The sequence below is a fragment of the Variovorax sp. efr-133-TYG-130 genome (genome assembly GCF_030208835.1).
Lineage (GTDB): Bacteria > Pseudomonadota > Gammaproteobacteria > Burkholderiales > Burkholderiaceae_C > Variovorax.
The window spans coordinates 518,252-544,382 of sequence record NZ_JARVTD010000010.1 but is presented as its reverse complement, the minus strand read 5'-3'; the positions used below and the strand labels follow the sequence as shown (position 1 = coordinate 544,382).

Genomic DNA, 26,131 nt, shown 5'->3' with positions numbered 1-26,131 from the left:
ACGGTGTCCGCGTCGCGACAAGCACGGCGCGGATAATCCCGCCTCCCATGAAGAACATCGTGATCCTGATCTCCGGCGGCGGCTCCAACATGGCGGCCATCGTGCGCGCCGCCGAGCGCGACCGCTGGGCCGAGCGCTTCGGCGCCCGCATCGCCGCGGTCATCAGCAACAAGGCCGAGGCCGGCGGGCTGGCCATTGCCCGTTCGCACGGCATCGACACCGCCGTGGTGCCGCACACCGAGTTCGCGACCCGCGAGGCTTTCGACGAGGCCCTGGCTGCAGCGGTGGACGCCCATTCGCCTGCGCTGGTGGTGCTGGCCGGGTTCATGCGCATCCTGACGCCCGGCTTCGTCGGACGCTATGCGGGGCGGCTGGTAAATATCCATCCCTCGCTGCTGCCCGCTTTCCCGGGGCTCCACACCCATCAGCGCGCCATCGAGGCGGGCTGCAAGGTGGCCGGCGTGACCGTCCACCAGGTGACGACCGAACTCGACCACGGCCCGATCCTGGCGCAGGCCGTGGTGCCGGTGCTGCCCGACGACACGGCCGCCACGCTGGCCGGCCGGGTGCTCGCGCAGGAGCACCTGTTGTATCCACGAGCGATCGCCGGATGGCTGGCTGATACATCGAGTCACAACCCGTAAAGTTGTTTTATATTCGCGGGTTTTCGGGAGTTCGAAGTGAAAACCAAATCGCTGCTGCTGACCGTCGCCGGCGCTGTCGCCCTGCTCGCGGGCTGCGCCGCCCCGGCCCCCGCACCCGCTCCTGCGCCCGCCGCGCCCGTGCCACCCCCGGCACCGGTCTATCAGTGCAACGCAGATGGTGCCCGCTTCGCGGTCGGCCAGCCGCTGACGCCGCAGCTGGAAGCCGCCGCCCGCGTGCGCGCCGGAGCTGGCGTCGTGCGGGTGCTGAAGCCCGGCGAGGCAGCGACGATGGAACTCAACGGCGGACGCCTGAACCTGGACGTCGATGCGCGCAACCGCGTGACCGAGGTCCGCTGCGGCTGACGCATTCCTTCAGAGCCGGCCCGGGCCGGGCCGTGATGGCTAGATCGGTGTGAATCTCCGCCGCGCCACGCCGTCTATCTCGACGGTTTCGTCGAACATCGCGGCAGGGCGGACCCAGAGTCCGTGGGCTCCATACAAGGCGCGGTACAGCGTCATCGGCTCCAGGGTCTCGCTGTGGCGGACGGTGCCGAGCACCTCGTATTCGCCGCCTTTGTAGTGGCGGTAGCGGCCGGGAGGTGTTTCGATCAGGGGAGGGAGGTCGTCGTCGTTGTTCAACGGGGGCTTCTTTCTTCAAAAACTGTCGTGGCTTGATTTGACGGGAGTCGGATGGATCGCGCTGATTTTGTTCACCTGGTTCGACTGAGCGAGCATGCCAGCGCGGACGACAGTGCGCGCTATCGACGCAGCGTGGCGGCCTTTGCCGCGCTCGGCTACCTGTGGGTGCTCGGCTGCCTGGGGCTCGCGGTGGGCCTCATCGCCTGGGTGCTGCTGCCGGTGCGCGAGGAACGCTTCACCTTCACCCGCGGCTGGCTGCTGCTGTTCGCGGGCGGCCTGCTCTGGGCCACGCTTCGCGCGCTGTGGGTGCGCTTCGACGAACCCGAGGGCGTGGAACTGCAGCGCGACGACGCGCCCGCGCTCTTCGAGGCGCTCGACCGCATCCGGTCGAAGATCAAGGGGCCGCCGGTCCATCACGTCTACCTCGACGACGAATTCAACGCCAGCATCCGGCAGGTGCCGCGTTTCGGGCTGTTCGGCGGCGCCGTCAACTCGCTGAACATCGGCCTGCCGCTCCTGATGATGCTCGACCGGCGGCGGCTGCTTTCGGTGCTGGCGCACGAATACGGCCACCTGCGCGGCAATCACGGCAAGCTCAGCGCCTGGATCTACCGCACGCGGCTGTCGTGGCTCAAGCTCGATGCCAGCCTGCAGCGCGACGAGGGCGTGATGGCGCTGGTCTCGCAAGCCTTCTTCCGCTGGTACTTCCCGCGCTTCGCGGCCAAGACTTTCGCGCTGGCCCGCCAGGACGAATACGAGGCCGACCGCATCTCGGGCCGGCTGCTGGGCACCTCGGTGGCCGCCGCGGCGCTGACCGAGATCGCGATCAAGGGAAACTGGTACGCCAACGAATTCTGGCCCTGGCATTGGGCGCGCGCCGAACGCGAGCCGCTGCCGCCGGGGCCGTTCGCCGCGCTGCGCAAGCGGGTGCGCACGCCGCCGGCCGACGATTTCGCGCGCCAGGCGTTGCGCGAGGCGATGCGCCGCGTGAGCGACCTGGAGGACACCCATCCGGTCCTGCGCGACCGGCTGGAGGCCCTCGAGCAGAAGGCGGTCTTGCCCGAATGGTCGGCGCGTCCCGCGCTGGAACTGCTGGCTGACCGGAAGAAATGGATCGAATATTTCGACAACCGCTGGTGCCGCGCCCACGCCGCCGACTGGAAGCAGCATCACGCCCACCGTGCGCGCATCCGCGAACGCATCGACGTGCTGGCCGCGCGCGGTGAGCGCAACACGCCGGACGAGATGGTCGAATGGGCCGATTCCGAGCGCCGCCTCAACCCCTCGGCGCCGGTGCGGATGCGCTACGAGAACGCCTTGCAGATCGCGCCCGAGCATCCCGGCGCGCTGCGCGGGCTGGCCCAGATGCTGCCCGCGAGCGACCGCGCTGCCCGGCTGGTGGTGCTCGAGCGGCTGCACGGTTCCGGCGCGGCCAGCCGCTGGTGGGCCGCCAAGAGCGCCGTGGCCTCGCTCGAAGACCCGGACGCCGGGCCGCACGACGAAATGGCGCTCAAGTTGTGGCGCGGCCGGCTCAAGGAAGCGGAGGAAGCCGAGGCGCGTGCCTGGGAGGAAATCACCGCCACGCCGTTTTTCAGCCAGATATCGCGCCACGACCTGAACGACTACGAACTGGGCGAACTGCGGGCCGACCTCGTGCGCTGCCTGCCGGCGTCGCGGGCCTGGCTGGTGCGCAAGAACCTTCGGGAATTTCCGTGGCGCCGTGCGTACGTCGTGTTCATCGAACTGCCCGGGCTGGACGACGAAGACCGCTGGCACATGTGCCGCCAGCTGGAGCAGACGCTCACTTTGCCCGGCGCCACGCTGGTGCTGTGGGCGGGCCACTCGCCCACCTTGGAAGACATCGAGCGCGAGGCTTTCGGGGTGGTCTGGACGCGCAGCGCATAGCCCTTCGGTCCGCCGGCTCCGCTGGCTGAGACAATCGGGGCATGCACCCCAAAGCCCTGTTGGAGGCCACCGCCGATCTGGTCGGCCTTGTCCTGAAATTCGATCACCCGGCCGACCAGGTCGTTTCGCGGTTTTTCCGCGACCACCGCGAGTTCGGCCCGCGCGAGCGCGCGACGCTCGCCGAAACCGTCTACACCGTGCTTCGCAAGAAGCTTCTGTTCGACCATCTTTCGCCTTCGGGTACCGGCTCCAAGGAGCGCCGCATGGCGATCCTCGGCTTCTACGGCCCGCGCGATTTCCTGAAAAGCGCACTCAACGACACCGAGAAGCGCTGGTTAGACAACTGCGACGCGGTGAAACCCGACGACCTGCTCGAGCGCCATCGCCACAACCTGCCGGAATGGCTGGTCGCGCCCCTCAAGGCCCAGCTTGGCGACGGTTTCTGGCCGCTGGTCGAGAGCCTTCAGCAGCCGGCGCCGCTCGACCTGCGCGTCAATGCGCTGACCGATAAACGCGCGGACGTGAAGGCCGAGCTTGCGAAGGCTGCTATCAAATCGGAAGCAACACCGTTCTCGCCCTGGGGCTTGCGCATCGAAGGCAAGCCGGCGCTGACCAAGCTGGACGCCTTTGCCCGCGGCGCCATCGAGGTGCAGGACGAAGGCTCTCAACTCCTGGCGCTGCTGCTGGACGCCAAGCGCGGCGAGATGGTGGTCGATTTCTGCGCAGGCGCCGGCGGCAAGACGCTGGCCATCGGCGCGACGATGCGAAACACCGGCCGGCTCTACGCCTTCGACACGTCGGCCCACCGGCTCGACGCGCTCAAGCCGCGGCTGGCGCGCAGCAAGCTGTCGAACGTGCATCCGGCCGCGATCGCCCACGAGCGCGACGACCGCATCAAGCGCCTAGCGGGCAAGATCGACCGCGTCCTGGTCGATGCACCTTGCTCGGGACTGGGCACGCTGCGGCGCAATCCGGACCTGAAATGGCGCCAGTCGGCCAAGGCGGTGGAAGAACTGACGGTCAAGCAGGCCGCCATCCTGCAGAGCGCGGCACGGCTGGTGAAATCGGGCGGACGTCTGGTTTACGCCACATGCAGTGTGCTGCCGGAGGAAAACGAGGCCATTGCCGAGGCTTTTGGCGCTGCGAACCCTGATTTCGTGCCCGTGGACGCCGCTGAGCTGCTGCAAGGGCTCAAAGTGGAAGGTTTCGAGGCCCTGTGCGCGGGCGGCGAGGATGGCAGGCGCTATCTGCGGCTATGGCCGCATCGCCATGCGACGGACGGTTTCTTTGCCGCCGTATGGAACCGCAAATAGGGATTGCACTCCAAACTAGGGTTAATCAGCGCATTTCTTGAAGGTTTAAAGGGCTTGTTCTAGGCCCTCGCCTTTAAAATCGCGGGTTATCTGAAGGCTGCACCTTCGTGTGGCCATGGAGTACCTGACTCAATGTTGCTTCCTGACTCCGCCGTTTTGAACGCGGCCATCGAATGGCTCGGACACGGCCTGTGGGACATCGCATGGTGGCAAGTCGTGCTGTACACGCTCGTCACCACGCACATCACGATTGCCGCGGTCACCATCTTCCTGCACCGGACGCAAACGCACCGGGCCATGGATCTGGGCCCTATTCCCTCGCACTTCTTCCGTTTCTGGCTCTGGATCGGCACCGGCATGGTGACGAAGGAATGGGTCGCCATTCACCGTAAGCACCACGCCAAGTGCGAAACCCAGGACGACCCGCACAGCCCGCAGGTCAAGGGCATCGACGAAGTGCTCTGGCGCGGCGCCGAACTCTATCGCGCCGAATCCCGGAACAAGGAAACGATGGAGCGCTACGGTCACGGCACGCCCGATGACTGGATCGAGCGCAACCTGTATTCGCGCTACAGCTGGCAAGGCGTAGGCCTCATGCTGATCCTGAACCTGGCGCTGTTCGGCACGCTCGGCATGGCCGTGTGGGCTGTCCAGATGCTGTGGATTCCCATCACCGCCGCCGGCATCATCAACGGCATCGGCCACTATTGGGGCTATCGCAACTTCGAGGCGCCCGACGCCAGCCGCAACATCATGCCCTGGGGCCTGATCATCGGCGGCGAAGAGCTGCACAACAACCACCACACCTACCCGACCTCGGCCAAGTTCTCGGTCAAGAAGTACGAGTTCGACATCGGCTGGATCTACATCCAGGCGCTGCAGAAACTGGGCTGGGCCAAGGTCAAGAAGGTGCCGCCGAAGATGCTGATGGGCGACATCCAGCCCGTGGCCAATGAGAAGACGCTCGAAGCCGTCATTGCCAACCGCTACGAAGTCATGGCCGGCTATGCGCGCGAAATGCGCCGTGCCACCAGCCAGGAACTGGAAGCCCTCAAGAACAAGGGTGCCGACCTGTCGGTGCTCAAGGCTGCCAAGCGCTGGCTGCATCGCGACGACGACAAGGTGCCTGCTTCGGCCCGCACGCATGTCACCCAGGCTCGTGCCGCACACCCGGTGCTGGACAAGATGGTCACGATGCGCGAGGAGCTGCGTCAGCTCTGGATGAACACCTCGCAGTCGCGCGAGCAACTGGCGGCCGATCTGGCGGCCTGGTGCCACCGTGCGGAAGCCAGCGGCATTGCGGGTCTGCGTGACTTCTCGACGCGTCTGCGGGCCGCGCGCGCTTAACAACCGCTCTCGCCTCCAAATCAAAAAGCCGACCTCCGGGTCGGCTTTTTTGCGTCCGTCGATTGCGATTCGACGGGCAACAAAAAACCCGCTGGGTAAGCAGCGGGTTCTTGTCTTGGAAACCAGGCCTGAATTACTTCAGCTTGATTTCCTTGTATTCGACGTGCTTGCGCGCCTTCGGGTCGAACTTCATGATCGACATCTTTTCAGGCATCGTCTTCTTGTTCTTGCTGGTCGTGTAGAAGTGGCCGGTACCCGCGGTGGATTCCAGCTTGATCTTTTCGCGTCCGCCTTTGCTCGTTGCCATGATTCAGCTCCTTAAGCTTGGCCGCGTGCGCGCAGGTCTGCGAGCACGGAGTCGATACCGTTCTTGTCGATCAGGCGCAGCGCGGCGCTCGAAACGCGCAGGCGAACCCAGCGGTTTTCAGTCTCGACCCAGAAACGGCGGTATTGCAGGTTCGGCAGGAACCGGCGCTTGGTTTTGTTGTTGGCGTGGGAAACGTTGTTTCCGACCATCGGGCCTTTGCCCGTTACGTCGCATACGCGTGCCATGTGGACACTCTTTCTTGAACAGCTGGCACCGGCGCAATCGTGGCGATTGCAGATGTTTTGCAGCTTGACCTCGCCAGAAACGGGTGGCGGTACCCCGACTTTGCCGCGACTCGTGTGAGAGCCCTGTTTCGGCAAAGCCTCGGATTATAGCCCTTTTGGAGGGCCCGCCTCTCAGAGTGTGCCGTCCTGCTCCAGGAAGCGCTGTGCGTCGAGTGCCGCCATGCAGCCGGTACCGGCGCTCGTGATGGCCTGGCGGTACACGTTGTCCTGCACGTCGCCGGCGGCGAAGACGCCCGGAATGCTGGTCATCGTGGCAAAGCCCTGCAGGCCGGAACGGGTCAGGATGTAGTTGTCCTTCATTTCCAGCTGGCCCTGGAAGATGTCCGTGTTCGGATGGTGTCCGATGGCGATGAAGCAGCCCTTCAGGTCGATCTGCTCGGTGGCGCCGGTCTGCGTGTTCTTGATGCGGATGCCCGTCACGCCGGTGTCGTCGCCCAGCACCTGGTCGAGTTCGCTGTGCAGCTTCAGCACGATCTTGCCTTCGGCGACCTTTTCCTTGACCTTGTCGATCAGGATGGGCTCTGCGCGGAACTTGTCGCGGCGATGCACCAGCGTCACCTTGTTGGCGATGTTGGCGAGGTAGAGCGCTTCTTCCACGGCGGTATTGCCGCCACCGATCACGCAGACCTCCTGCTCGCGGTAGAAGAAGCCGTCGCAGGTGGCGCATGCGGAGACGCCGCGGCCCATGAACTTCTGTTCAGAGTCGAGGCCCAGGTACTTCGCCGAAGCGCCCGTGGCGATGATCAGCGAGTCGCAGGTGTAGGTGCCGCTGTCGCCGGTCAGCGTGAACGGGCGCTTGCTCAGGTCGACCTTGTTGATGTGGTCGAACACGATCTGCGTCTTGAAGCGCTCTGCATGCTCCAGGAAGCGCTGCATCAGCTCCGGTCCCTGCACGCCATGAACGTCGGCCGGCCAGTTGTCGACCTCGGTGGTGGTCATCAGCTGGCCGCCCTGGGCGATGCCCGTGATGAGCAGCGGCTGCAGGTTTGCGCGGGCTGCGTAGACGGCGGCGGTGTAGCCGGCGGGGCCGGAGCCGAGAATCAAAACCTTGGCGTGTTGGGGAGCGGACATGAGTAGAAAACCTAGGATATACGCTGATTCAGCGTGTACATTTTCAGGGTGGTAGCGATATATATGGAGTATCACCGCCCGGTTCAACACCGGGTGAACGGTGTTTTCAATGCGCGCGATTGTAGTAATCCATTGGCCTGCCTTTTGGACCGCTCCGCGCGCTGTAGCAGGGATTGATAAATGTCGATGCTGTCCAACCTCGAATTGCTTCGGCGCGTTCCATTGTTCGCGTCGCTGACGGCCACGCAGTCCGCCAGCATCGCGGACGCGATCATCAAGAAGCGCTTCAAGCGCGCGGAAGTCGTCGTGGAGCAGGGCAAGAAGTCCGACGCGCTCTACATCATCCTGACCGGGCGTGCCCGCGTCACCAGCGCCGACAGCCGCGGCCGCGAGGTCATCCTGGCCACGCTGCATCCTGGGGACTACCTTGGCGAGATGAGCCTGATCGACGACGAGCCGCACTCGGCCACCGTGCGTACCGAGATCCAGTGCGACGTGCTCATGCTGGGCCGCGACGCTTTCGCGCGCTGCCTGCCGGAGAACTCCTCGATGGCCTACAACATCATGCGCGGCCTCGTGCAGCGCCTGCGCCACGCCGACCGCAAGATCGAATCGCTGGCGCTGATGGACGTGTACGGCCGCGTGGCCCGCTCGCTGCTCGAGTTCGCCATCGAAGACGGCGCGGGCATCCTCAAGGTGCGCGACAAGATCTCCCGCCAGGATCTGGCCAAGATGGTCGGCGCCTCGCGCGAAATGGTGAGCCGCGTCATGAAGGACCTCGAGGAGCGCGGCTTCGTGCAGACCCTGGACGACGGGTCGATGATCGTCAAGGAACGGCTCCTGTCCCTGGCTTGAGCTTCCGGGGCCGGGTCCGCTGCGGGCGGCTCCGGCCTTTTGTTGTAGTGTTCGTGTGTCCGGCCCCCGATTTTCTGGACCGGGTGCCGCGTTTTTCATGACCTATTCGCTCAATACGCTTCAATCTTCCTCTGCCGCCGACGGGCAACCCGTGCGCACGCGCGCCATGCGCTTCGCCCACGAAATCACGCTGATTGCTGGATTCGCAGCGCTGCTGTTCTGGCTGCTTTCAATGCTGAGCTTCACGCTTTCCGATGCCGCCTGGTCGACATCGGGCACCGGGGGCGAAATCAAGAACTGGGGTGGCCGTTTCGGCGCCTGGCTGGCCGATGGCAGCTACTTTGCCGCGGGCTTTTCCGTGTGGTGGTGCCTTGCAGCCGGGCTGCGCGCGTGGCTGTCTTCGCTGGCCAGCTGGCTGCGCGGTGGCGAACCGACTTCGGCGGCCGAGCAGGCGCCGCGCGGCCGCTTCAACCGCAGCCGCCTCGCCTTCTGGTTCGGTCTTGCGCTGCTGCTGTGCGCCAGTGCGATGCTCGAATGGTCGCGCCTGTACCGTCTCGAAGGCCACCTGCCGGGCGGTGCCGGCGGCGGCGCGATCGGTGCCCTGGTGGGGCCGGCCAGCGTGCGCTGGCTCGGCTTCACCGGCTCGGCGCTGGTCGCCATCGCCGGCGGCGTGATCGGTTCGGCGCTGGTGTTCCGCTTCTCTTGGAGCCTGATCGCCGAGCGCATCGGCGCGCGCGCCTATTCGCTCTTCGAGTCGCGCCGCGAGAAGCGCGAGATGGCCGCCGACATCGCCATGGGCAAGCAGGCGGCCCGCGAGCGTGCCGAGGCCGACGAGCCCGCGTTCACGCGCGGCGGCGGTGCGTCGGACAACAGGGGCGGCGAGCCGTCCATGTCTTCCGCGTCGTCGGCCTTTGCGGACGACGATGACGAAATCCGCATCGACCCGCGGCCCAAGCGCCGCGTCCCGTCGCCGCCCGTGCAGATCGAGCCCGCGATGACCGAGGTGCCCAAGAGCGATCGCGTCGTCAAGGAGCGCCAGAAGCCGCTCTTCAAGGAACTGCCCGACAGCAAGCTGCCGCAGGTCGACCTGCTCGATGCCGCCCAAGTGCGCCAGGAAACCGTCTCTTCCGACACGCTCGAGATGACCTCGCGCATGATCGAGAAGAAGCTCAAGGATTTCGGCGTCGAGGTGCGCGTGGTGCTCGCTTCGCCTGGCCCTGTCATCACGCGCTATGAAATCGAGCCCGCCACCGGCGTCAAGGGCTCGCAGATCGTCAATCTCGCGAAGGACCTCGCGCGTTCGCTCTCGCTGGTGTCCATCCGCGTGGTGGAGACCATCCCGGGCAAGAACTACATGGCGCTCGAACTGCCGAACGCCAAGCGCCAGTCGATCAAGCTCAGCGAAATCCTGGGCTCGCAGATCTACAACGAAGGCAAGTCGATGCTCACCATGGGCCTCGGCAAGGACATCATCGGCAACCCCGTGGTGGCCGACCTCGCGAAGATGCCGCACGTGCTGGTGGCCGGTACCACCGGCTCGGGCAAGTCGGTGGGTATCAACGCCATGATCCTGTCGCTGCTCTACAAGGCCGAGGCGCGCGACGTCCGCCTGCTCATGATCGACCCGAAGATGCTCGAAATGTCGGTCTACGAAGGCATCCCGCACCTGCTGGCGCCCGTGGTCACCGACATGCGCCAGGCAGCCCACGGCCTGAACTGGTGCGTGGCCGAGATGGAGCGCCGCTACAAGCTCATGAGCAAGCTGGGCGTGCGCAACCTGGCCGGCTACAACACCAAGATCGACGAAGCCAAGGCGCGCGAGGAGTTCATCTACAACCCCTTCAGCCTGACGCCCGACGATCCGGAACCGCTCAAGCGCGAACCGCACATCGTCGTGGTGATCGACGAACTGGCCGACCTGATGATGGTGGTCGGCAAGAAGATCGAAGAGCTGATCGCCCGACTGGCGCAGAAGGCGCGCGCCGCGGGCATCCACCTGATCCTGGCCACGCAGCGGCCCAGCGTCGACGTGATCACCGGCCTCATCAAGGCCAACATCCCGACCCGCATCGCGTTCCAGGTGTCGAGCAAGATCGACAGCCGCACCATCCTCGACCAGATGGGCGCCGAAGCGCTGCTCGGCATGGGCGACATGCTCTACATGCCCAGCGGCACCGGCCTGCCGATCCGCGTGCACGGTGCCTTCGTGAGCGACGAGGAAGTGCACCGCGTGGTGGCCTACCTCAAGAGCCAGGGCGAGCCCGACTACATCGAGGGCGTGCTCGAAGGCGGCACGGTCGATGGCGACGGTGACGGCGACATGCTCGGCGGCGGCGATGCCGAGAAAGACCCGATGTACGACCAGGCGGTGGAAGTCGTGCTCAAGAACCGCAAGGCCAGCATCTCGCTCGTGCAGCGGCACCTGAAGATCGGCTACAACCGCGCCGCCCGCCTGGTCGAGGACATGGAAAAGGCCGGCTTGGTCAGCGCCATGAGCGGCAGCGGCCAGCGGGAAATCCTGGTGCCGGCGCGCGCGGCCGAATAATTCGCGGGGACGAACCGGTATTTCAGGTTACGGGCTGAAAGGAAATTTGCAAAAAGCCATCCGGCATTGCAAATCTTCATCAAGACCTACACCTGCCGCAATTCGCGGCGGTTAGGGTCGAAGTCGAGTGTCACGCTCCGTGGCACAGCCCAAAAGCTATTGCGAGGAATTCAAATTGAAATTGCGTCATTGGCTATTGATCGGCCTCGTGTGTTCCGCCAACGCGTGGGCGGGAGGGCTCGAGAGCCTCGAAACCTTCGTGAAGACGGTCAAGTCCGGCCGTGCCGACTTCACCCAGACCGTGACCGCGCCGTCGCGCGAAGGCCAGCCGGGCCGCACCAAGACTTCGACCGGCACCTTCGAATTCCAGCGCCCCGGCAAATTCAAGTTCGATTACCAGAAGCCCTTCGCGCAAAGCATCGTGGCCGACGGCAAGACGCTGTGGCTCTACGACGCCGACCTGAACCAGGTCACGCAGCGCGCACAGGCTCAGGCATTGGGCTCCACGCCCGCCGCGCTGATTGCCGCCGCGCCCGACCTGAAGGCGCTGCAGGCCGACTTCACGCTCGAGGCCACGCCCGACCGCGATGGCCTGCAATGGGTCAAGGCCACGCCTAAGAACAAGGACGGCCAGCTGCAGAGCGTGCAGGTGGGCTTCCAGGGCGACGCGCTCGCGGCGCTCGAGATTCTCGACAGCTTCGGCCAGCGTTCGGTGCTCAAGTTCAACAAGGTCGAAGTGAATCCGTCGCTGCCGGCCGGTGTGTTCGACTTCAAGGCACCCGCTGGCGCCGACGTCGTCAAGCAGTAAGCCAGGACGCACCACGGGTTTGGCCACCAGCGCGCATCAACCTCTCGCCGAGCGCCTGCGTCCGCGCACGCTCGGCGAAGTGATCGGCCAGCAGCATCTGCTGGGGCCGGGCATGTCGCTGCGCATCGCGTTCGAGTCGGGCCAGCCGCACTCGTGCATCCTCTGGGGGCCGCCCGGCACCGGCAAGACGACCATCGCGCGGCTCATGGCCGATGCCTTCGACGCGCAGTTCCTCAGCATCAGCGCGGTGCTCGGCGGCGTGAAGGACATCCGCGAGGCCGTGGACCTTGCCACCGCCGCGCGCGACGGGCTCACTCAGCAGCGCACCATCGTCTTCGTCGACGAAGTGCACCGCTTCAACAAGAGCCAGCAGGACGCCTTCCTGCCGCACGTGGAATCGGGCCTTTTCACTTTCATCGGCGCGACCACCGAGAACCCGTCGTTCGAGGTCAACTCCGCGCTGCTTTCGCGTGCCGCGGTGTACGTGCTGCAGTCGCTCGACGAAGGCGATCTCAAGCAGATCGTGGCGCGCGCACAGGACATCCAGGCCGTGCCCGCCATAGACGCTGCAGCGGTCGACCGCCTCGTGGCCTATGCCGACGGCGATGCGCGCCGGCTGCTCAACACCCTCGAGACACTGGCCGTAGCAGCGCGTGCCGAGAAGCTCTCGAACATCTCCGACGAATGGCTGCTGCGTGTGCTCGGCGAACGCATGCGGCGCTACGACAAGGGCGGCGAGCAGTTCTACGACACCATCAGCGCGCTGCACAAGTCCGTGCGCGGCAGCGACCCCGATGCCGCCCTCTACTGGTTCGTGCGCATGCTCGACGGCGGCGCCGACCCACGCTACATGGCACGCCGGCTGGTGCGCATGGCGAGCGAGGACATCGGCCTGGCCGACCCGCGCGCGCTGCGCCTCGCGCTCGACGCGGCCGAGGTCTACGAACGGCTGGGTACCCCCGAAGGCGAACTGGCGCTGGCCGAGTGCGTGGTCTACCTCGCGATCGCGCCCAAGTCGAACGCGGTCTACAAGGCCTACAACGCAGTGCGCGCCCTCGTGAAGAAGGACAGCACGCGCCCGGTGCCCATGCACCTGCGCAATGCACCCACCAAGCTCATGAAAGAGCTCGACTACGGCAAGGGTTACCGCTATGCGCACGACGAGGAGGGCGGTTTCGCCGCCGGCGAGCGCTACCTTCCCGACGGCCTGGAAGGCCAGGTCTTCTACGAGCCGGTCGACCGCGGACTCGAGATCCGCATCGGCGAGAAGCTCCGGGAACTGCGTCGCCTGAACGCTGAAGGCAACGACTGATACGGTCTTGCAACATGCACGCAAGCCGTGCATGAACTCACGCGCATACAGCATGAGGTGAGCGGGTAAACCCCGGTCAACACGCACCAAATCAGCGCTGGCGCGTGACTACAATCCCGCCCACAAATCCGCCGGCGACACATGTTGGCTGGTTTTTTGCTTATCAAGCTGGGGGCGCCAAACCGGTGCCCCGGTGGGTGAATGGCACCCCGCAACGGTGCAACACATAGGGAACGCGATATGGACATTTTGCTGCAGCAGATCATCAACGGTCTGGTTCTCGGCAGCATGTATGCCTTGATAGCCTTGGGCTACACCATGGTGTACGGCATCATCAATCTGATCAACTTTGCGCACGGAGAAGTATTAATGGTGGGGGCTCTGACGAGCTGGACCATCATCGGCCTCATGAAGGACGGCATGCCCAACACACCGGGCTGGCTGGTTCTGCTCATTGCCCTGATCATTGCCTGCATCGTCGCGGCAACCCTCAATTTCGTGATCGAGAAAGTGGCCTACCGGCCGCTGCGCAACAGCCCCAAGCTCGCGCCGCTGATCACCGCCATCGGCATGTCGATCCTGCTGCAGACGCTGGCGATGATCATCTGGAAGCCGACCAACAAGGCCTATCCCAACCTGCTGCCGACCGACCCCATCCACGTGGGCGGCGCGGTGATCTCGCCCACGCAGGTGATGATCCTCAGCGTCACGGCGTTCTCGCTCGTGGTGCTCATGTGGCTGGTCAACTACACCAAGCTCGGCCGCGCGATGCGCGCCACCGCGGAGAACCCGCGCGTGGCCGCCCTCATGGGCATCCGCCCCGACATGGTCATCTCGGCCACCTTCATCATCGGCGCCGTGCTCGCGGCCATCGCAGGCGTGATGTACGCGTCGAACTACGGCATCGCGCAGCACGCGATGGGCTTCCTGCCCGGCCTCAAGGCCTTCACCGCGGCGGTGTTCGGCGGCATCGGCAACCTCGCGGGCGCGGTGGTCGGCGGCATCCTGCTGGGGCTCATCGAGGCCATCGGCTCGGGCTACATCGGCACCATCACCGGTGGCGTGCTGGGCAGCAACTACAGCGACATCTTCGCGTTCATCGTGCTGATCGTCATGCTCACCCTGCGTCCGTCGGGCCTGCTCGGCGAACGCGTGGCGGACCGTGCGTAAGGAGCGAGCCATGAAGAACAGCAAGAACCTCGCGCTCTACGTCATCGGCGCCATCGCCGTGCTCGCTCTGCCGCTGCTGCTGCAGATGCAGGGCAACGCATGGGTGCGCATCGCCGACATCGCCCTGCTCTACGTGCTGCTGGCACTGGGCCTGAACATCGTGGTCGGCTACGCCGGCCTGCTCGACCTGGGCTACGTGGCCTTCTTTGCGGTGGGCGCCTATCTCTTCGCGCTCATGGGCTCGTCTCACCTGACCGAGACCTTCCCGTGGTTCGCGCAGATGTTCCCGAACGGCATGCACACCTCGCTGCTGATCGTGATTCCGCTGGCGCTGGTGGTGGCCGCCGTGCTCGGCGTGCTGCTGGGCGCGCCCACGCTCAAGCTGCGCGGCGACTACCTCGCCATCGTCACGCTGGGCTTCGGCGAAATCATCCGCGTGTTCCTGAACAACCTGGACCAGCCCGTCAACATCACCAACGGGCCCAAGGGCATCACGGCCATCGACTCCATCAAGTTCTGGGGCCTCGACCTCGGCAAGGCATGGAAGTTCGACGGCTTCACGATCTCCTCGGTGTCGCTGTACTACTACCTGTTCCTGGCGCTCGTGGTCGCGACCGTGATCATCTCGCACCGCCTGCAGACTTCGCGCATCGGCCGCGCCTGGATGGCCATCCGCGAAGACGAGATCGCCGCCAAGGCCATGGGCATCAATACCCGCAACATGAAGCTGCTGGCCTTCGGCATGGGCGCGAGCTTCGGCGGCGTGTCGGGCGCGATGTTCGCGGCCTTCCAGGGCTTCGTATCGCCCGAGTCCTTCAGCCTGATGGAGTCGGTGATGATCGTGGCGATGGTGGTGCTCGGCGGCATCGGGCATCTTCCCGGCGTCATCCTGGGCGCGGTGCTGCTGGCGGCGTTGCCCGAAGTGCTGCGCTACGTGGCCGGCCCGCTGCAGGCGGCCACCGACGGCCGCCTCGACGCATCCATCCTGCGCCAGCTGTTCATCGCCCTGGCCATGATCGTCATCATGTTGGTGCGCCCGCGCGGCCTGTGGCCGTCGCCGGAGCATGGCAAGTCCCTGACGAAGAAGGGCGGCGCCCCCGTCGACCCGACCCATGCGGCCGTGGCCCCGGGCTCGCTGCAGACCCATGCGCCGGGCATCGATACGCCCGCCGACGAGCTGCCGGGTGCGGCCTCGCGTCCCATGTCGATCAATCCGTGAACGCCGAAGGAGAAATCAACATGACGACGACTACGGACACCATCCTCGACGTACGCGGCATCTCCAAGCGCTTCGGCGGCTTGCAGGCGCTCTCGGACGTGGGCATCACCATCAAGCGCGGCCAGGTCTACGGGCTGATCGGCCCCAACGGCGCGGGCAAGACCACGTTCTTCAACGTGATCACCGGCCTGTACACGCCCGACAGCGGCACCTTCGAGCTGGCCGGCAAGCCCTACCAGCCGACGGCCGTGCACGAAGTGGCCAAGGCCGGCATTGCGCGCACCTTCCAGAACATCCGTCTCTTCGCCGAAATGACGGCGCTGGAGAACGTGATGGTCGGGCGCCACATCCGTACCCATTCGGGCGTGTTCGGCGCCATGCTGCGCACGGGCAGCTTCAAGGCCGAGGAGGCCGCCATCGCCAAGCGCGCGCAGGAGCTGCTCGACTACGTGGGCATCGGCAAGTTCGCCGACTACAAGGCGCGCACGCTGAGCTACGGCGACCAGCGCCGCCTGGAAATCGCGCGCGCCCTGGCCACCGATCCGCAGCTCATCGCGCTGGACGAGCCGGCCGCGGGCATGAACTCCACCGAGAAGGTGGCGCTGCGCGAGCTGATCGACCGCATCCGCCGCGACAACCGCACCATCCTCATCATCGAACACGACGTCAAGCTCATCATGGGCCTGTGCGACCGCGTCACCGTGCTGGACTACGGCAAGCAGATCGCCGAGGGAACGCCCTACGACGTGCAGAAGAACGAGAAGGTGATCGAGGCCTACCTCGGCACCGGAGGCCACTGAAATGACGACAGCAACGATGACGAGCGAACAAGACACCCTGGCCAGCGCCGCGCAGGCCAAGGCGGCCGGCAAGACGCTGCTGAAGGTCGGCGGCCTGAAGGTGGGCTACGGCGGCATCCAGGCCGTCAAGGGCGTGGACTTCGAGGTGCGCGAGGGCGAGCTGGTCTCGCTGATCGGCTCCAACGGTGCCGGCAAGACCACCACCATGAAGGCGATCACCGGCACGCTGCCGGCCGGGGCCGGCAACATCGAGTTCCTGGGCCGCAGCATCAAGGGCCGCGGCGCCTGGGACCTGGTGTCCGAGGGCCTGGTGATGGTGCCGGAAGGCCGTGGCGTGTTCACGCGCATGACCATCACCGAGAACCTGCAGATCGGCGCCTACATCCGCAAGGACAAGGCCGAGATCGCCAGCGACATGGAGCGCGTGTTCGTCACCTTCCCGCGCCTGCGCGAGCGCAAGGACCAGCTGGCCGGCACCATGTCGGGCGGCGAGCAGCAGATGCTGGCCATGGGCCGCGCGCTGATGGCGCGCCCCAAGGTTCTGCTGCTGGACGAACCGACCATGGGCCTGTCGCCGATCATGTGCGACAAGATCTTCGAGGTGGTGCAGACCGTGGCCTCGCAGGGCGTCACGATCCTGCTGGTGGAGCAGAACGCCAACCGCGCGCTGCAGCTGGCCGACCGCGGCTACGTGATGGAGTCGGGCCTGATCACCATGAGCGGCGAGGCCAAGGCCCTGCTGAGCGACCCGCGCGTGCGGGCCGCGTACCTGGGCGAATGAACAAGGGCCCCCGAGGGGGCGCCTTCAGTCGACCTTGGCGCCAGTCGCCTTGACCACGGCTTCGTACTTCGCCAGTTCGCTCTTCATGAACGCACCGAACTGTTCCGGCGAGCTGGCCACCGGCTCCGCCAGCAGGCCGGCGAAGCGCGTCTTCGTTTCCGGCGCATTCAGCGCGGCCACGAACGCCTGATTCAGCTTCACGACCACGTCGTGCGGCGTGCCCGCCGGTGCCACCAGGCCCCACCACGTGTCGATGGAAAAGCCCTTGAGCGTGTCGGCGATGGGCGGTACCTCGGGCAGCGAGCTGCTGCGCTGCAGCGTCGTCACCGCAATCGCCTTCAGCTTGCCCGAGCGGATGTTCGGCGCGGCGGTGGCGAGGTTGTCGAAGTTGAAGTCGACCTGACCCGAGATCAGCGCCAGCTGCGCCGGGCTGCCGCCGTTGTACGGAATGTGCACCGCGAAGATGCCCGCTTCCTTCTTGAACAGCTCGCCCGCCAGGTGCCCCGCGCTGCCGTTGCCGCCGCTGCCGTAGTTGAGCTTGGCGGGGTTGGCCTTGGCGTAGCGGATGAGGTCGGCCACGCTGTTGATGTTCAGGCGCTTCGCGGTGTCGGCGTTCATCACCAGCACGTTGGGCACGCGGACCATCTGGGTGATGGGCGCGAAGTCGGTCGCGGCGTTGAACGGGATCTTGTTGTAGAGCCACGGATTCACCGCGTTCGTGGCGGTGGCCGCGATGCCGATGGTCAGGCCGTCCGGCGGTGCCTTCGCCACGATGTCCGCGCCGATGTTGCCGCCCGCACCGGGCTTGTTGTCGATGATGACCGGGCCCAGCGTGTCCTTGACGCGTTCGGCCAGGATGCGCGCGGTGTTGTCGATCGGGCCGCCGGCCGCGTAGGGCACGACGAGGCGTATGGGGCGCTGCTGCTGCGCGCTGGCCGTGCCGGTGCCCATCAGGGCGGTGGCACTTGCAAGGAGGGTGAGAAGGAAGTGTCTCGTCTTCATGTTTCTTGTGTTGTCTTCAGGGAACGGCCTTGTCGGCCTCGGTGGTGAACGCGTCTGCAAAGAACTCTTCTTCCGGCAGCCCGGCCAGCGCCACGTAGTCGCGCTTGGCCGAATCCACCACGATGGGCGCGCCGCAGGCATAGACCTGGTGGCCCGACAGGTCGGCGAAGTCTTCCAGCACGGCCTGGTGGACGAAGCCGGTGCGGCCGGTCCAGTTGTCCTGCGGCGTCGCGTTGGAGACGACGGGCACGTAGCGCAGCTGGGGCATGTTGGGCATCTGCTCGCGCACCCAGGCGTCCATGTACAGGTCTTCGGGGCGGCGGCCGCCCCAGTAGAGCGACACGGGCCGCGTGATGCCCTTGAACTGCATGTGTTCCAGCAGCGCCTTGATGGGCGCGAAGCCGGTGCCCGAGGCCAGCAGGATGATCGGCTTGTCGGAGTCCTCACGCAGGAAGAAGCTGCCGAAGGGGCCTTCGATGCGCAGGATTTCCTTTTCCTTCATCGTGCCGAACACGTGGTCGGTGAACTTGCCGCCCGGCAGGTGACGCAGGTGCAGCTCGATGCCCGTGCCGGGCACGCCGACGGTGTGCGGCGCGTTGGCCATCGAATAGCTGCGGCGGGCGCCGTCGCGCAGGATGAATTCGACGTACTGGCCCGCGTAGAACTGCAGCGGCTCGCCCGCCGGCAGCTGCAGGCGCAAGAGAATCACGTCGTGCGACTGGCGCGTGAGCCCCATCACCCGCACGGGCATCTTGCGGATCGGCAGCGCGCCGGCTTCCGTGACCTGGCGCGACTCGAGCACCACGTCGCTGGTGGCGTGGGCGCAGCAGGTCAGCACGAAGCCGGCCAGCTGTTCTTCGGCGCTCAGCGCCTTGCTCTGGTGGGGGCCGAGCGTGACCTCGCCCGAGAGCTTCTTGCATTTGCAGGAGCCGCAGGCGCCGTCCTTGCAGCCGTAGGGCAGGCCGATGCCTTGCCGGATGCCGGCCGCGAGGATGGTTTCATCGCCCTGCGCCACGAAATGGCGCCCGCTGGGCTCGACGGTGATGGAAAAGCCTGCCTCATGCGGCGCGGTAGCAGTCATCGGTATTCTTCGGGGGGTAATCTCCTGGGCGCTGCAGACAGCGCGGGAGCAACTGAATTGGGACAGGAACAGGATTTTGCCTTCAATCAATAGCCCCTCCGGCGCTCTGCCGGCGCGTTTCCGGCGCGAGCGCCTTCTCATCGTGGGCTGCGGCGACGTCGGCCAGCGTGTCGCGCGCGATCTTTCGGGCCGCATGCAACTGGTGGCGCTCACTTCCTCCAGGGACCGGGTGGCCGCCCTGCGGGCAGCCGGCGTGCGCCCGCTGGTGGGCAACCTGGACGACGCGGCCACCCTGCGCAGGCTGGCGGGCATCGCGACCCGGGTGCTGCACCTGGCGCCGCCGGCCCGCGACGGGGGCGCCGCCTGGTGGCGCGACCAGCGCACCACCGCGCTGGCCCGCGCGCTGCGGCTGCGCTCGGTGCCTTCGACCTTCGTCTACGGCTCGACCAGCGGCGTCTACGGCGACTGCGGCGGCGCTCGCGTGAACGAAACCCGCGGCGTGCGGCCGGACACGCCCCGCTCGCATCGCCGCGTGGACGCCGAACGCGCCGTGCGCTGGCTGGGCCGCAGTGCCGGCATCCGTGCCAGCATCCTGCGGATTCCCGGCATCTATGCGCCGGACCGCGAGAACGGCACGCCGCGCGCCCGCCTGCAGCGCGGCACCCCCGTGCTGCGGCACGAGGACGACGTCTACACCAACCATATCCACGCCGACGACCTGGCGCGAGCCTGCGAGGCCGCGCTGTTCCGCGGCAAGCCGCAGCGCATCGTGCATGCGTCGGACGACACCGAACTGAAGATGGGCGACTACATGGACCTGGCCGCCGACCTGTACGGCATGCCCCGCCCTCCGCGCGTGGCCCGCGGCGAGGCCGAGCGGCAGTTGCCGCTGCAGTTGCTGAGCTTCATGGGGGAATCGCGCCGGCTGGACAACACGCGGCTCAAGCGCGAACTGCGGGTGCGGCTGGCGCACCCGACGGTGCATACGGGCCTGATGGAGGCCAACGGGCAGTCGTAGTGGGAGAGGCCCATTCCAGGAACACCGAGGAACCGGCTTGGCCGGGCCTCAGGTGTTGCCCCCGGTAGGGGGAAGGCGAAGCGGACACGAAGTGCCGCGCAGCCTGGGGGCGAGCCAAAGTGTGGTGCCCGGGGCCGGAATCGAACCGGCACACCTTTCGGTGGGGGATTTTGAGTCCCCTGCGTCTACCAATTTCACCACCCGGGCAGGGTTCTGAACGAAGCCCAAAATTATGGCACAGTGGCTGCCATGAATTATCCGACGATCGAAGATGCCATCGGCAAGACCCCCCTGGTCGCCCTGCAACGCATCCATGCCGCAGAAAACGCCAAGCGTGGCAACGTGATTCTCGGCAAGCTGGAAGGCAACAATCCGGCAGGCTCGGTGAAAGACCGGCCGGCCCTCTCGATGATCAAGCGCGCCGAGGAGCGCGGTGAAATCAAGCCCGGCGACACGCTGATCGAAGCCACCTCCGGCAACACAGGCATCGCGCTGGCCATGGCCGCGGCCATCAAGGGTTACCGAATGGTGCTGATCATGCCGGAGGACCTCTCCGTCGAGCGTGCCCAGACCATGAAGGCTTTCGGCGCCGAACTGGTCCTCACGCCCAAGAGCGGCGGCATGGAATACGCGCGCGATCTCGCCGAGCAGATGGTCGCGCAGGGCAAGGGCCGGGTGCTCGACCAGTTCGCCAACCCCGATAACCCGCGCATCCACTACGAGACCACGGGCCCCGAAATCTGGGCCGACACCAAGGGCAAGGTCACCCACTTCGTGAGCGCGATGGGCACCACGGGCACCATCACCGGCGTTTCGCGCTTCCTGAAAGAGAAGAACCCCGCCATCCGCATCGTCGGCGCGCAACCGGCCGAAGGCTCGCGCATTCCGGGCATCCGCAAATGGCCGGCCGAATACATGCCGAAGATCTTCGATCCGAGCCGGGTCGACCAGGAAATCAGCGTGAGCCAGGACGACGCCGAAGAAATGTGCCGCCGCCTTGCGCGCGAAGAGGGCATCTTCGGCGGCATCTCGGCTGCCGGCGCGCTCTGGGCCGCGCTCGAGGTGTCGAAGACGGTCGAGAACGCGACCATCGTGTTCGTGGTCTGCGACCGCGGCGACCGCTATCTCTCCACCGGCGTGTTCCCGGCCTGATCGTCCTCAGCCAACCCGCGTCCGCCTTGCCCGAGGCGGCGCCATAAAAAGAAAAGAGACCCCATGCCCCATCCCAAGTTTTGCCAGGTCTGTGCCACGCCGCTCGAGTGGATCGCGCTGATGGAAGACGGCGGTCCCAAGGAGCGCCTGCGCTGCTCCAACTGCGGCCACACGCACTGGAACAACCCCACGCCCGTGCTCGCGGCCATCGTCGAGTACCGCGGCCAGGTGCTGCTTGCGCGCAATGCGGCGTGGCCGGGCAAGATGTTCGCGCTGATCACCGGCTTCATGGAGGCCGGCGAGACGCCCGAGGAAGGAGTTGCGCGCGAGGTCAAGGAAGAGACCAACCTCGACGTCAGCGCCCTCAAGATCGTCGGCGCGTACGACTTCCAGCGCATGAACCAGGTCATCATCGCCTACCACGTGGTGGCCGATGGTGAGGTGAAGCTCTCGCCCGAACTGGTCGACTACCGCCTCTACGACCTGCCCGACCTGAAGTGCTGGCCGGCCGGCACAGGCTATGCGCTGGCCGACTGGCTGCGCACGCGCGGCCATGAGCCCGTGTTCTTCACCGCCGCGGAAAACGAAGAGCGCCGCCGCGGCCTGAACCTGCCGCCGGAACCCGAGGAGCGTGGAAGTGCAAGCTGACCGCGAGCTCGACACGCGCGGGCTGAACTGCCCGCTGCCCATCCTCAAGGCGAAGAAATCGCTCAACGAGATGACGAGCGGGCAGCTGCTGAAGGTGGTGTCGACCGACCCCGGGTCGATCCGCGACTTCCAGGCCTTCGCGCGCCAGACCGGCAACGAGCTGATGGAGCAGGAAACCGTGGGCACCGACTTCATCCACGTGCTCAAGCGCCGCTGAGGAAGCAAAAGAAAAGGGCCGCGAAAGCGGCCCTTTGCACACGCGCGACGAGCGCTGTTACAGCTTCAGGCTCTTGAGGTATTCGCGGAACTCCGCGCCCACTTCAGGGTGGGCCAGCGCCAGTTCCACCGATGCCTGCAGGAAGCCTTCCTTGCTGCCGCAGTCGTAGCGGATGCCCTTGTACGAGTACGCGTACACCGATTCCTTCTTCATCAGCGCCGCGATGCCGTCGGTCAGCTGGATCTCGCCGCCCGCGCCCTTGGGCTGGTTGCGGATCTCGGCGAACACGCCCGGCGTCAGGATGTAGCGGCCGGCCACGCCCAGGCGCGAGGGCGCGTCTTCGGGCTTCGGCTTCTCGACCATGTGGCTGACCTTCACCAGGCCTTCCTCGATCGCGTCGCCGGCCACGATGCCGTAGCGCTTGACGTGTTCCAGCGGCACTTCCTGCACCGCCAGCAGCGAGCCGCCGAGGCGGGCGAAGGCCGCGGTCATTTGCGCCAGCACGGGTTCGCCGCCCTTGGGTCCGACCATCAGGTCGTCCGCCAGCAGCACGGCGAAGGGCTCGTTGCCCACCAGGTGCTCGGCGCACAGCACGGCATGGCCCAGGCCCAGCATGCGCGGCTGGCGCACGTAGGAGCAGGCCATGTCGTCGGGCATGACCGAGCGGGCGATGTTCAGCAGGGCGGTCTTGCCGCTGGCCTCGAGCTGGCTTTCGAGCTCGTAGGCGGTGTCGTAGTGGTCCTCGATGGCGCGCTTGTTGCGGCCGGTCACGAAGATCATGTCGCGGATGCCCGCGGCGTAGGCCTCTTCGACGGCGTACTGGATCAGCGGCTTGTCGACCACCGGCAGCATTTCCTTCGGCTGTGCCTTGGTGGCGGGCAGAAAGCGGGTGCCAAAGCCCGCAACGGGAAATACAGCCTTGCGGATACGTGTCGATGGTGTGGACATGGGCAGTTCGGCGTCGGTTCGTTGGAAGAAAGAAAGGGGGAGGTCCCGGGAGTGGTCGCAGGAGCGGCAAGCAAGTGCCGAACCAGCATCCTAAACGCCCGGTATTTTGTCCGTCTGTCAGCCGAGGCGCACAAGCTGGTCGCGCAGGCGCTCCAGCGTGGCGGTGAAATCGGCCAGCCGCTTGCGCTCCTGCTCGATCACGGCGGGCGGGGCCTTGGCCACGAAGGCCTCGTTGCCGAGCTTGCCGTGCACCTTGGCGATCTCGCCCTCGATGCGAGCGATCTCCTTGCCGATGCGCAGCTTCTCGGCCGCCTTGTCGATTTCCATGTGCAGGCACAGGCGCGCGGCGCCCACCACCGCCACCGGCGCCGCTTCCGCGGCCGCCTGCCAGGAGGCCTCGTCGTCGAAGACCTTCACTTCCTTGAGCTTGGCCAGCGCCTGCAGCACGGGCGCCGCTTCGCGCAGGAAGGCAGCGCCCTCGGCGTCGTCGGCCACGGCGTACAGCGGCAGGCGCATCGCGGGCGACACGTTCATCTCGCCGCGCAGCGTGCGGCATGCGTCGACCAGGCTCTTCAGCCGCGCCACGTAAGCTTCGGCCGCCTCGTCGATCTTCTCCGGCTGGCTCTGCGGATACGCCGCCACCATGATCGACTCGCCCTCGCGCCCCGCAACCTTCGACACCTTCTGCCACAGCTCTTCCGTGATGAACGGAATCACCGGGTGCGCCAGGCGCAGCAGCGTTTCGAGCACGCGGATGAGCGTGCGGCGGGTGGCGCGCTTCTGCGCGTCGTCGCCGGTCTGGATCTGCACCTTGGCGATTTCGAGGTACCAGTCGCAGAACTCGTCCCAGGCGAACTGGTAGATCGTGTTGGCCACGTTGTCGAGGCGGTATTCCTCGAAGCCCTTGGTCACTTCGGCCTCGACGCGCTGCAGCTGCGACACGATCCAGTAGTCGGCGCGGCTGAACTTCAGGTAGCCGTGGGCCGGGCCGCCGACCTTGCAGTCTTCCTTCGTGTGCTCCAGCAGGCCGCAGTCCTGGCCTTCGCAGTTCATCAGCACGAAGCGCGTGGCGTTCCACAGTTTGTTGCAGAAGTTGCGATAGCCCTCGCAGCGCTTCGAGTCGAAGTTGATGCTGCGGCCCAGCGAGGCCAGCGACGCGAAGGTGAAGCGCAGCGCATCGGCGCCGAAGGCCGGAATGCCCTCCGGGAACTCCTTCTGCGTGTTCTTGCGCACCGTGGGCGCGGTCTCGGGCTTGCGCAGGCCCTGGCTGCGCTTGTCCAGCAGCTGCGGCAGCGCGATGCCGTCGATCAGGTCGACCGGGTCGAGCACGTTGCCCTCGGACTTGCTCATCTTCTTGCCCTGCGCGTCGCGCACCAGGCCGTGGATGTAGACGTCCTTGAACGGCACCTTGCCGGTGAAGTGCTTGGTCATCATGATCATCCGGGCGACCCAGAAGAAGATGATGTCGTAGCCCGTCACCAGCACGGTGGAGGGCAGGTACAGCTCCAGCTCCCTGGTCTTTCCGGGCCAGCCCAGCGAAGAGAAGGGCACCAGCGCCGACGAGTACCAGGTGTCCAGCACGTCCTCGTCGCGCGTCAGCTTCCTGCCGGGCGCCTTGGCCTGCGCGGCGGCTTCGTCCTCGGCCACGTACACGTTGCCTTCCTCGTCGTACCAGGCGGGAATCTGGTGGCCCCACCAGAGCTGGCGCGAGATGGTCCAGTCCTGGATGTTCTCCATCCAGTGGTTGTAGGTGTTGACCCAGTTCTCGGGCACGAAGCGCACTTCGCCCGACTTCACCACGTCGATGGCCTTCTGCGCTATCGACTGGCCGTCGGCGCCGGGGCGCGTCATGGCCACGTACCACTGGTCGGTGAGCATCGGCTCGACGATGGCGCCCGAGCGCGCGCAGCGCGGCACCATCAGCTTGTGCTTCTTCACCTCGACCAGCAGGCCCAGCGCGTCGAGGTCGGCCACCACGGCCTTGCGCGCCACGAAGCGGTCCATGCCGCGGTATTTTTCGGGCGCGTTGTCGTTGATGGTCGCGTCCAGCGTCAGCACGCCGATCATCTCGAGCTTGTGGCGCTGGCCGACGGCGTAGTCGTTGTAGTCATGTGCCGGCGTGACCTTGACCACGCCGGTGCCGAATTCCTTGTCCACGTAGTCGTCGGCGATGATCGGAATCAGCCGGCCCACCAGCGGCAGCTTCACGCGCTGGCCGATGAGATGCTTGTAGCGCTCGTCCTCGGGGTGGACCATCACGGCCGTGTCGCCGAGCATGGTCTCGGGCCGGGTGGTGGCCACGGTCAGCGCGCCGCTGCCGTCTTCCAGCGGGTACGACAGGTGCCAGAGGAAGCCGTCTTCCTCCTCGCTCTCGACCTCGAGGTCGCTCACCGATGTCTTGAGCACCGGGTCCCAGTTGCCCAGGCGCTTGCCGCGGTAGATGAGGCCTTCTTCGTACAGCTTCACGAAGGTGTGCATCACGACCTTCGACAGGTCGTCGTCCATCGTGAAGTACTCGCGGCTCCAGTCGACCGTGTCGCCCATGCGGCGCATCTGCTGCGTGATGGTGTTGCCCGACTTTTCCTTCCACTCCCACACGCGCGCCACGAAGTTCTTGCGGCCGAGTTCGTGGCGGCTGATCTTCTGCTCCTGCAGCTGGCGCTCCACCACGATCTGCGTCGCGATGCCGGCATGGTCGGTGCCCGGCACCCACAGCGTGTTGGCGCCCTTCATGCGGTGGTAGCGCGTGAGGCTGTCCATGATCGTCTGGTTGAACGCATGGCCCATGTGCAGCGTGCCGGTCACGTTGGGCGGCGGCAGCTGGATCGCGAACGACTCGGCGCCTTCCCTGGGCTGCTGCGTGCCGCGGTAGCCCGCCTTGGCGTAGCCGCGCTTTTCCCATTCCGGGCCCCAGTGCGCCTCGATGGCGGCGGGTTCGAACGATTTCGACAGGCTGTCGAGGCCGGGTTGGGCGGGGGAGGTGGTGGGTTCGCTCATGGGGAATGCAAAACGGCACCCTCGGGTGCCGTCGTAACGAGGTGGGA

25 protein-coding genes and 1 tRNA gene are annotated in these 26,131 nt (G+C 66.1%); 17 read left to right on the top strand and 9 right to left on the bottom strand.

The window, feature by feature from the left end; translation table 11 throughout:
• Window positions 1-47 precede the first annotated feature (47 nt).
• Window positions 48-644 (top strand): phosphoribosylglycinamide formyltransferase, encoded by a 597-nt coding sequence (purN, locus tag QRN67_RS13960; RefSeq protein WP_285412224.1) that lies wholly within the window; start codon window positions 48-50, stop codon window positions 642-644.
• Between the two features lie 36 nt (window positions 645-680).
• Window positions 681-1,007, top strand: coding sequence for an I78 family peptidase inhibitor (locus QRN67_RS13955; RefSeq protein WP_106935464.1), 327 nt, complete (start codon window positions 681-683; stop codon window positions 1,005-1,007).
• Window positions 1,008-1,046: 39 nt separating this feature from the next.
• Here QRN67_RS13955 and QRN67_RS13950 read toward each other — a convergent pair whose 3' ends face one another.
• The gene (locus QRN67_RS13950) at window positions 1,047-1,283 is read right to left on the bottom strand and encodes a DUF1653 domain-containing protein (protein WP_081265739.1); all 237 of its coding nucleotides are present in this window, start codon (window positions 1,281-1,283) and stop codon (window positions 1,047-1,049) included.
• A gap of 51 nt (window positions 1,284-1,334) precedes the next feature.
• On the opposite strand from QRN67_RS13950, the gene QRN67_RS13945 reads away from it, so the two are divergent.
• The 3 genes from QRN67_RS13945 to QRN67_RS13935 all read left to right on the top strand — a co-directional run bounded on the left by QRN67_RS13945 (window position 1,335) and on the right by QRN67_RS13935 (window position 5,848).
• Complete coding sequence (locus tag QRN67_RS13945) at window positions 1,335-3,188, top strand: M48 family metallopeptidase (RefSeq protein ID WP_285412223.1); 1,854 nt, start codon at window positions 1,335-1,337, stop codon at window positions 3,186-3,188.
• Window positions 3,189-3,229: 41 nt separating this feature from the next.
• Window positions 3,230-4,501, top strand: coding sequence for an RsmB/NOP family class I SAM-dependent RNA methyltransferase (locus QRN67_RS13940; RefSeq protein ID WP_081265741.1), 1,272 nt, complete (start codon window positions 3,230-3,232; stop codon window positions 4,499-4,501).
• A 132-nt stretch (window positions 4,502-4,633) separates the two neighbouring features.
• Window positions 4,634-5,848 carry a DesA family fatty acid desaturase gene (locus QRN67_RS13935; RefSeq protein WP_081265742.1) on the top strand — a complete coding sequence of 405 codons (1,215 nt, stop codon included), beginning with the start codon at window positions 4,634-4,636 and terminating at the stop codon, window positions 5,846-5,848.
• A gap of 133 nt (window positions 5,849-5,981) precedes the next feature.
• Here QRN67_RS13935 and rpmG read toward each other — a convergent pair whose 3' ends face one another.
• From rpmG to trxB, 3 genes are all read right to left on the bottom strand, one after another.
• Entirely contained in the window at window positions 5,982-6,155 is a 174-nt protein-coding gene (gene rpmG, locus QRN67_RS13930; protein WP_007830291.1) for a 50S ribosomal protein L33, read from the bottom strand.
• An 11-nt stretch (window positions 6,156-6,166) separates the two neighbouring features.
• Window positions 6,167-6,400: a 50S ribosomal protein L28 gene (gene rpmB / locus QRN67_RS13925; protein WP_081265743.1), complete on the bottom strand. Its 234-nt coding sequence runs from the start codon at window positions 6,398-6,400 to the stop codon at window positions 6,167-6,169.
• Between the two features lie 171 nt (window positions 6,401-6,571).
• Window positions 6,572-7,531: a thioredoxin-disulfide reductase gene (gene trxB, locus QRN67_RS13920; RefSeq protein ID WP_081265744.1), complete on the bottom strand. Its 960-nt coding sequence runs from the start codon at window positions 7,529-7,531 to the stop codon at window positions 6,572-6,574.
• A gap of 180 nt (window positions 7,532-7,711) precedes the next feature.
• Here trxB and QRN67_RS13915 point away from each other — a divergent pair, with 180 nt between their 5' ends.
• The 8 genes from QRN67_RS13915 (at window position 7,712) to QRN67_RS13880 (ending at window position 17,021) form a co-directional block, all read left to right on the top strand.
• The gene (locus tag QRN67_RS13915; RefSeq protein ID WP_081265745.1) at window positions 7,712-8,386 is read left to right on the top strand and encodes a Crp/Fnr family transcriptional regulator; all 675 of its coding nucleotides are present in this window, start codon (window positions 7,712-7,714) and stop codon (window positions 8,384-8,386) included.
• Window positions 8,387-8,483: 97 nt separating this feature from the next.
• A complete protein-coding gene (locus QRN67_RS13910) occupies window positions 8,484-10,931 on the top strand; it encodes a DNA translocase FtsK (RefSeq protein WP_285412214.1) in 2,448 nt (815 codons plus the stop codon).
• Window positions 10,932-11,106: 175 nt separating this feature from the next.
• A complete protein-coding gene (gene lolA / locus QRN67_RS13905) occupies window positions 11,107-11,739 on the top strand; it encodes an outer membrane lipoprotein periplasmic chaperone LolA (protein ID WP_285412213.1) in 633 nt (210 codons plus the stop codon).
• 19 nt (window positions 11,740-11,758) lie between these two features.
• Entirely contained in the window at window positions 11,759-13,051 is a 1,293-nt protein-coding gene (locus tag QRN67_RS13900; RefSeq protein ID WP_081265748.1) for a replication-associated recombination protein A, read from the top strand.
• Between the two features lie 240 nt (window positions 13,052-13,291).
• Window positions 13,292-14,221: a branched-chain amino acid ABC transporter permease gene (locus tag QRN67_RS13895; protein WP_081265749.1), complete on the top strand. Its 930-nt coding sequence runs from the start codon at window positions 13,292-13,294 to the stop codon at window positions 14,219-14,221.
• A gap of 10 nt (window positions 14,222-14,231) precedes the next feature.
• The gene (locus QRN67_RS13890; protein ID WP_106935458.1) at window positions 14,232-15,440 is read left to right on the top strand and encodes a branched-chain amino acid ABC transporter permease; all 1,209 of its coding nucleotides are present in this window, start codon (window positions 14,232-14,234) and stop codon (window positions 15,438-15,440) included.
• 20 nt (window positions 15,441-15,460) lie between these two features.
• Window positions 15,461-16,240 carry an ABC transporter ATP-binding protein gene (locus tag QRN67_RS13885; RefSeq protein ID WP_081265853.1) on the top strand — a complete coding sequence of 260 codons (780 nt, stop codon included), beginning with the start codon at window positions 15,461-15,463 and terminating at the stop codon, window positions 16,238-16,240.
• 16 nt (window positions 16,241-16,256) lie between these two features.
• Complete coding sequence (locus QRN67_RS13880) at window positions 16,257-17,021, top strand: ABC transporter ATP-binding protein (RefSeq protein WP_081265852.1); 765 nt, start codon at window positions 16,257-16,259, stop codon at window positions 17,019-17,021.
• Between the two features lie 24 nt (window positions 17,022-17,045).
• Here the strand turns inward: QRN67_RS13880 and QRN67_RS13875 are convergent, their stop codons facing one another.
• Both QRN67_RS13875 and QRN67_RS13870 read right to left on the bottom strand, forming a co-directional pair.
• The gene (locus tag QRN67_RS13875; RefSeq protein ID WP_285412212.1) at window positions 17,046-18,023 is read right to left on the bottom strand and encodes a Bug family tripartite tricarboxylate transporter substrate binding protein; all 978 of its coding nucleotides are present in this window, start codon (window positions 18,021-18,023) and stop codon (window positions 17,046-17,048) included.
• A gap of 16 nt (window positions 18,024-18,039) precedes the next feature.
• Window positions 18,040-19,104: a CDP-6-deoxy-delta-3,4-glucoseen reductase gene (locus tag QRN67_RS13870; RefSeq protein ID WP_081265752.1), complete on the bottom strand. Its 1,065-nt coding sequence runs from the start codon at window positions 19,102-19,104 to the stop codon at window positions 18,040-18,042.
• Between the two features lie 76 nt (window positions 19,105-19,180).
• On the opposite strand from QRN67_RS13870, the gene QRN67_RS13865 reads away from it, so the two are divergent.
• Window positions 19,181-20,122, top strand: a complete 942-nt coding sequence (locus QRN67_RS13865) for an SDR family oxidoreductase (protein WP_285412211.1) — start codon at window positions 19,181-19,183, stop codon at window positions 20,120-20,122.
• A gap of 122 nt (window positions 20,123-20,244) precedes the next feature.
• On the opposite strand, the gene QRN67_RS13860 is transcribed toward QRN67_RS13865, so the two are convergent.
• Window positions 20,245-20,329: transfer RNA gene (locus QRN67_RS13860), tRNA-Leu, on the bottom strand.
• A 42-nt stretch (window positions 20,330-20,371) separates the two neighbouring features.
• Here QRN67_RS13860 and cysM point away from each other — a divergent pair.
• From cysM to QRN67_RS13845, 3 genes are all read left to right on the top strand, one after another.
• Window positions 20,372-21,274: a cysteine synthase CysM gene (cysM, locus tag QRN67_RS13855; RefSeq protein WP_081265760.1), complete on the top strand. Its 903-nt coding sequence runs from the start codon at window positions 20,372-20,374 to the stop codon at window positions 21,272-21,274.
• A 63-nt stretch (window positions 21,275-21,337) separates the two neighbouring features.
• Complete coding sequence (locus QRN67_RS13850; protein ID WP_081265761.1) at window positions 21,338-21,922, top strand: NUDIX domain-containing protein; 585 nt, start codon at window positions 21,338-21,340, stop codon at window positions 21,920-21,922.
• Window positions 21,912-22,139 (top strand): sulfurtransferase TusA family protein, encoded by a 228-nt coding sequence (locus QRN67_RS13845; RefSeq protein WP_106937528.1) that lies wholly within the window; start codon window positions 21,912-21,914, stop codon window positions 22,137-22,139. Before QRN67_RS13850 ends, QRN67_RS13845 begins: the two co-directional genes overlap by 11 nt.
• A gap of 57 nt (window positions 22,140-22,196) precedes the next feature.
• On the opposite strand, the gene galU is transcribed toward QRN67_RS13845, so the two are convergent.
• Complete coding sequence (gene galU / locus QRN67_RS13840; protein WP_285412210.1) at window positions 22,197-23,087, bottom strand: UTP--glucose-1-phosphate uridylyltransferase GalU; 891 nt, start codon at window positions 23,085-23,087, stop codon at window positions 22,197-22,199.
• A gap of 117 nt (window positions 23,088-23,204) precedes the next feature.
• On the bottom strand, window positions 23,205-26,084 hold the full coding sequence (locus QRN67_RS13835) for a valine--tRNA ligase (protein WP_285412209.1): 2,880 nt from the start codon (window positions 26,082-26,084) through the stop codon (window positions 23,205-23,207).
• Window positions 26,085-26,131: the final 47 nt, after the last annotated feature.

Bases quoted from the DNA above. Each gene is read 5' to 3' on its own strand.
- QRN67_RS13910 (WP_285412214.1), top strand. From the start codon at position 8,484: ATGACCTATTCGCTCAATACGCTTCAATCTTCCTCTGCCGCCGACGGG.
- QRN67_RS13870 (WP_081265752.1), bottom strand. From the start codon at position 19,104: ATGACTGCTACCGCGCCGCATGAGGCAGGCTTTTCCATCACCGTCGAG.
- QRN67_RS13915 (WP_081265745.1), top strand. From the start codon at position 7,712: ATGTCGATGCTGTCCAACCTCGAATTGCTTCGGCGCGTTCCATTGTTC.
- QRN67_RS13890 (WP_106935458.1), top strand. From the start codon at position 14,232: ATGAAGAACAGCAAGAACCTCGCGCTCTACGTCATCGGCGCCATCGCC.
- cysM (WP_081265760.1), top strand. From the start codon at position 20,372: ATGAATTATCCGACGATCGAAGATGCCATCGGCAAGACCCCCCTGGTC.
- QRN67_RS13835 (WP_285412209.1), bottom strand. From the start codon at position 26,084: ATGAGCGAACCCACCACCTCCCCCGCCCAACCCGGCCTCGACAGCCTG.
- rpmG (WP_007830291.1), bottom strand. From the start codon at position 6,155: ATGGCAACGAGCAAAGGCGGACGCGAAAAGATCAAGCTGGAATCCACC.
- galU (WP_285412210.1), bottom strand. From the start codon at position 23,087: ATGTCCACACCATCGACACGTATCCGCAAGGCTGTATTTCCCGTTGCG.
- QRN67_RS13945 (WP_285412223.1), top strand. From the start codon at position 1,335: ATGGATCGCGCTGATTTTGTTCACCTGGTTCGACTGAGCGAGCATGCC.
- QRN67_RS13895 (WP_081265749.1), top strand. From the start codon at position 13,292: ATGGACATTTTGCTGCAGCAGATCATCAACGGTCTGGTTCTCGGCAGC.
- purN (WP_285412224.1), top strand. From the start codon at position 48: ATGAAGAACATCGTGATCCTGATCTCCGGCGGCGGCTCCAACATGGCG.
- trxB (WP_081265744.1), bottom strand. From the start codon at position 7,531: ATGTCCGCTCCCCAACACGCCAAGGTTTTGATTCTCGGCTCCGGCCCC.
- QRN67_RS13935 (WP_081265742.1), top strand. From the start codon at position 4,634: ATGTTGCTTCCTGACTCCGCCGTTTTGAACGCGGCCATCGAATGGCTC.
- QRN67_RS13875 (WP_285412212.1), bottom strand. From the start codon at position 18,023: ATGAAGACGAGACACTTCCTTCTCACCCTCCTTGCAAGTGCCACCGCC.
- QRN67_RS13940 (WP_081265741.1), top strand. From the start codon at position 3,230: ATGCACCCCAAAGCCCTGTTGGAGGCCACCGCCGATCTGGTCGGCCTT.
- rpmB (WP_081265743.1), bottom strand. From the start codon at position 6,400: ATGGCACGCGTATGCGACGTAACGGGCAAAGGCCCGATGGTCGGAAAC.
- QRN67_RS13885 (WP_081265853.1), top strand. From the start codon at position 15,461: ATGACGACGACTACGGACACCATCCTCGACGTACGCGGCATCTCCAAG.
- QRN67_RS13880 (WP_081265852.1), top strand. From the start codon at position 16,257: ATGACGAGCGAACAAGACACCCTGGCCAGCGCCGCGCAGGCCAAGGCG.
- QRN67_RS13850 (WP_081265761.1), top strand. From the start codon at position 21,338: ATGCCCCATCCCAAGTTTTGCCAGGTCTGTGCCACGCCGCTCGAGTGG.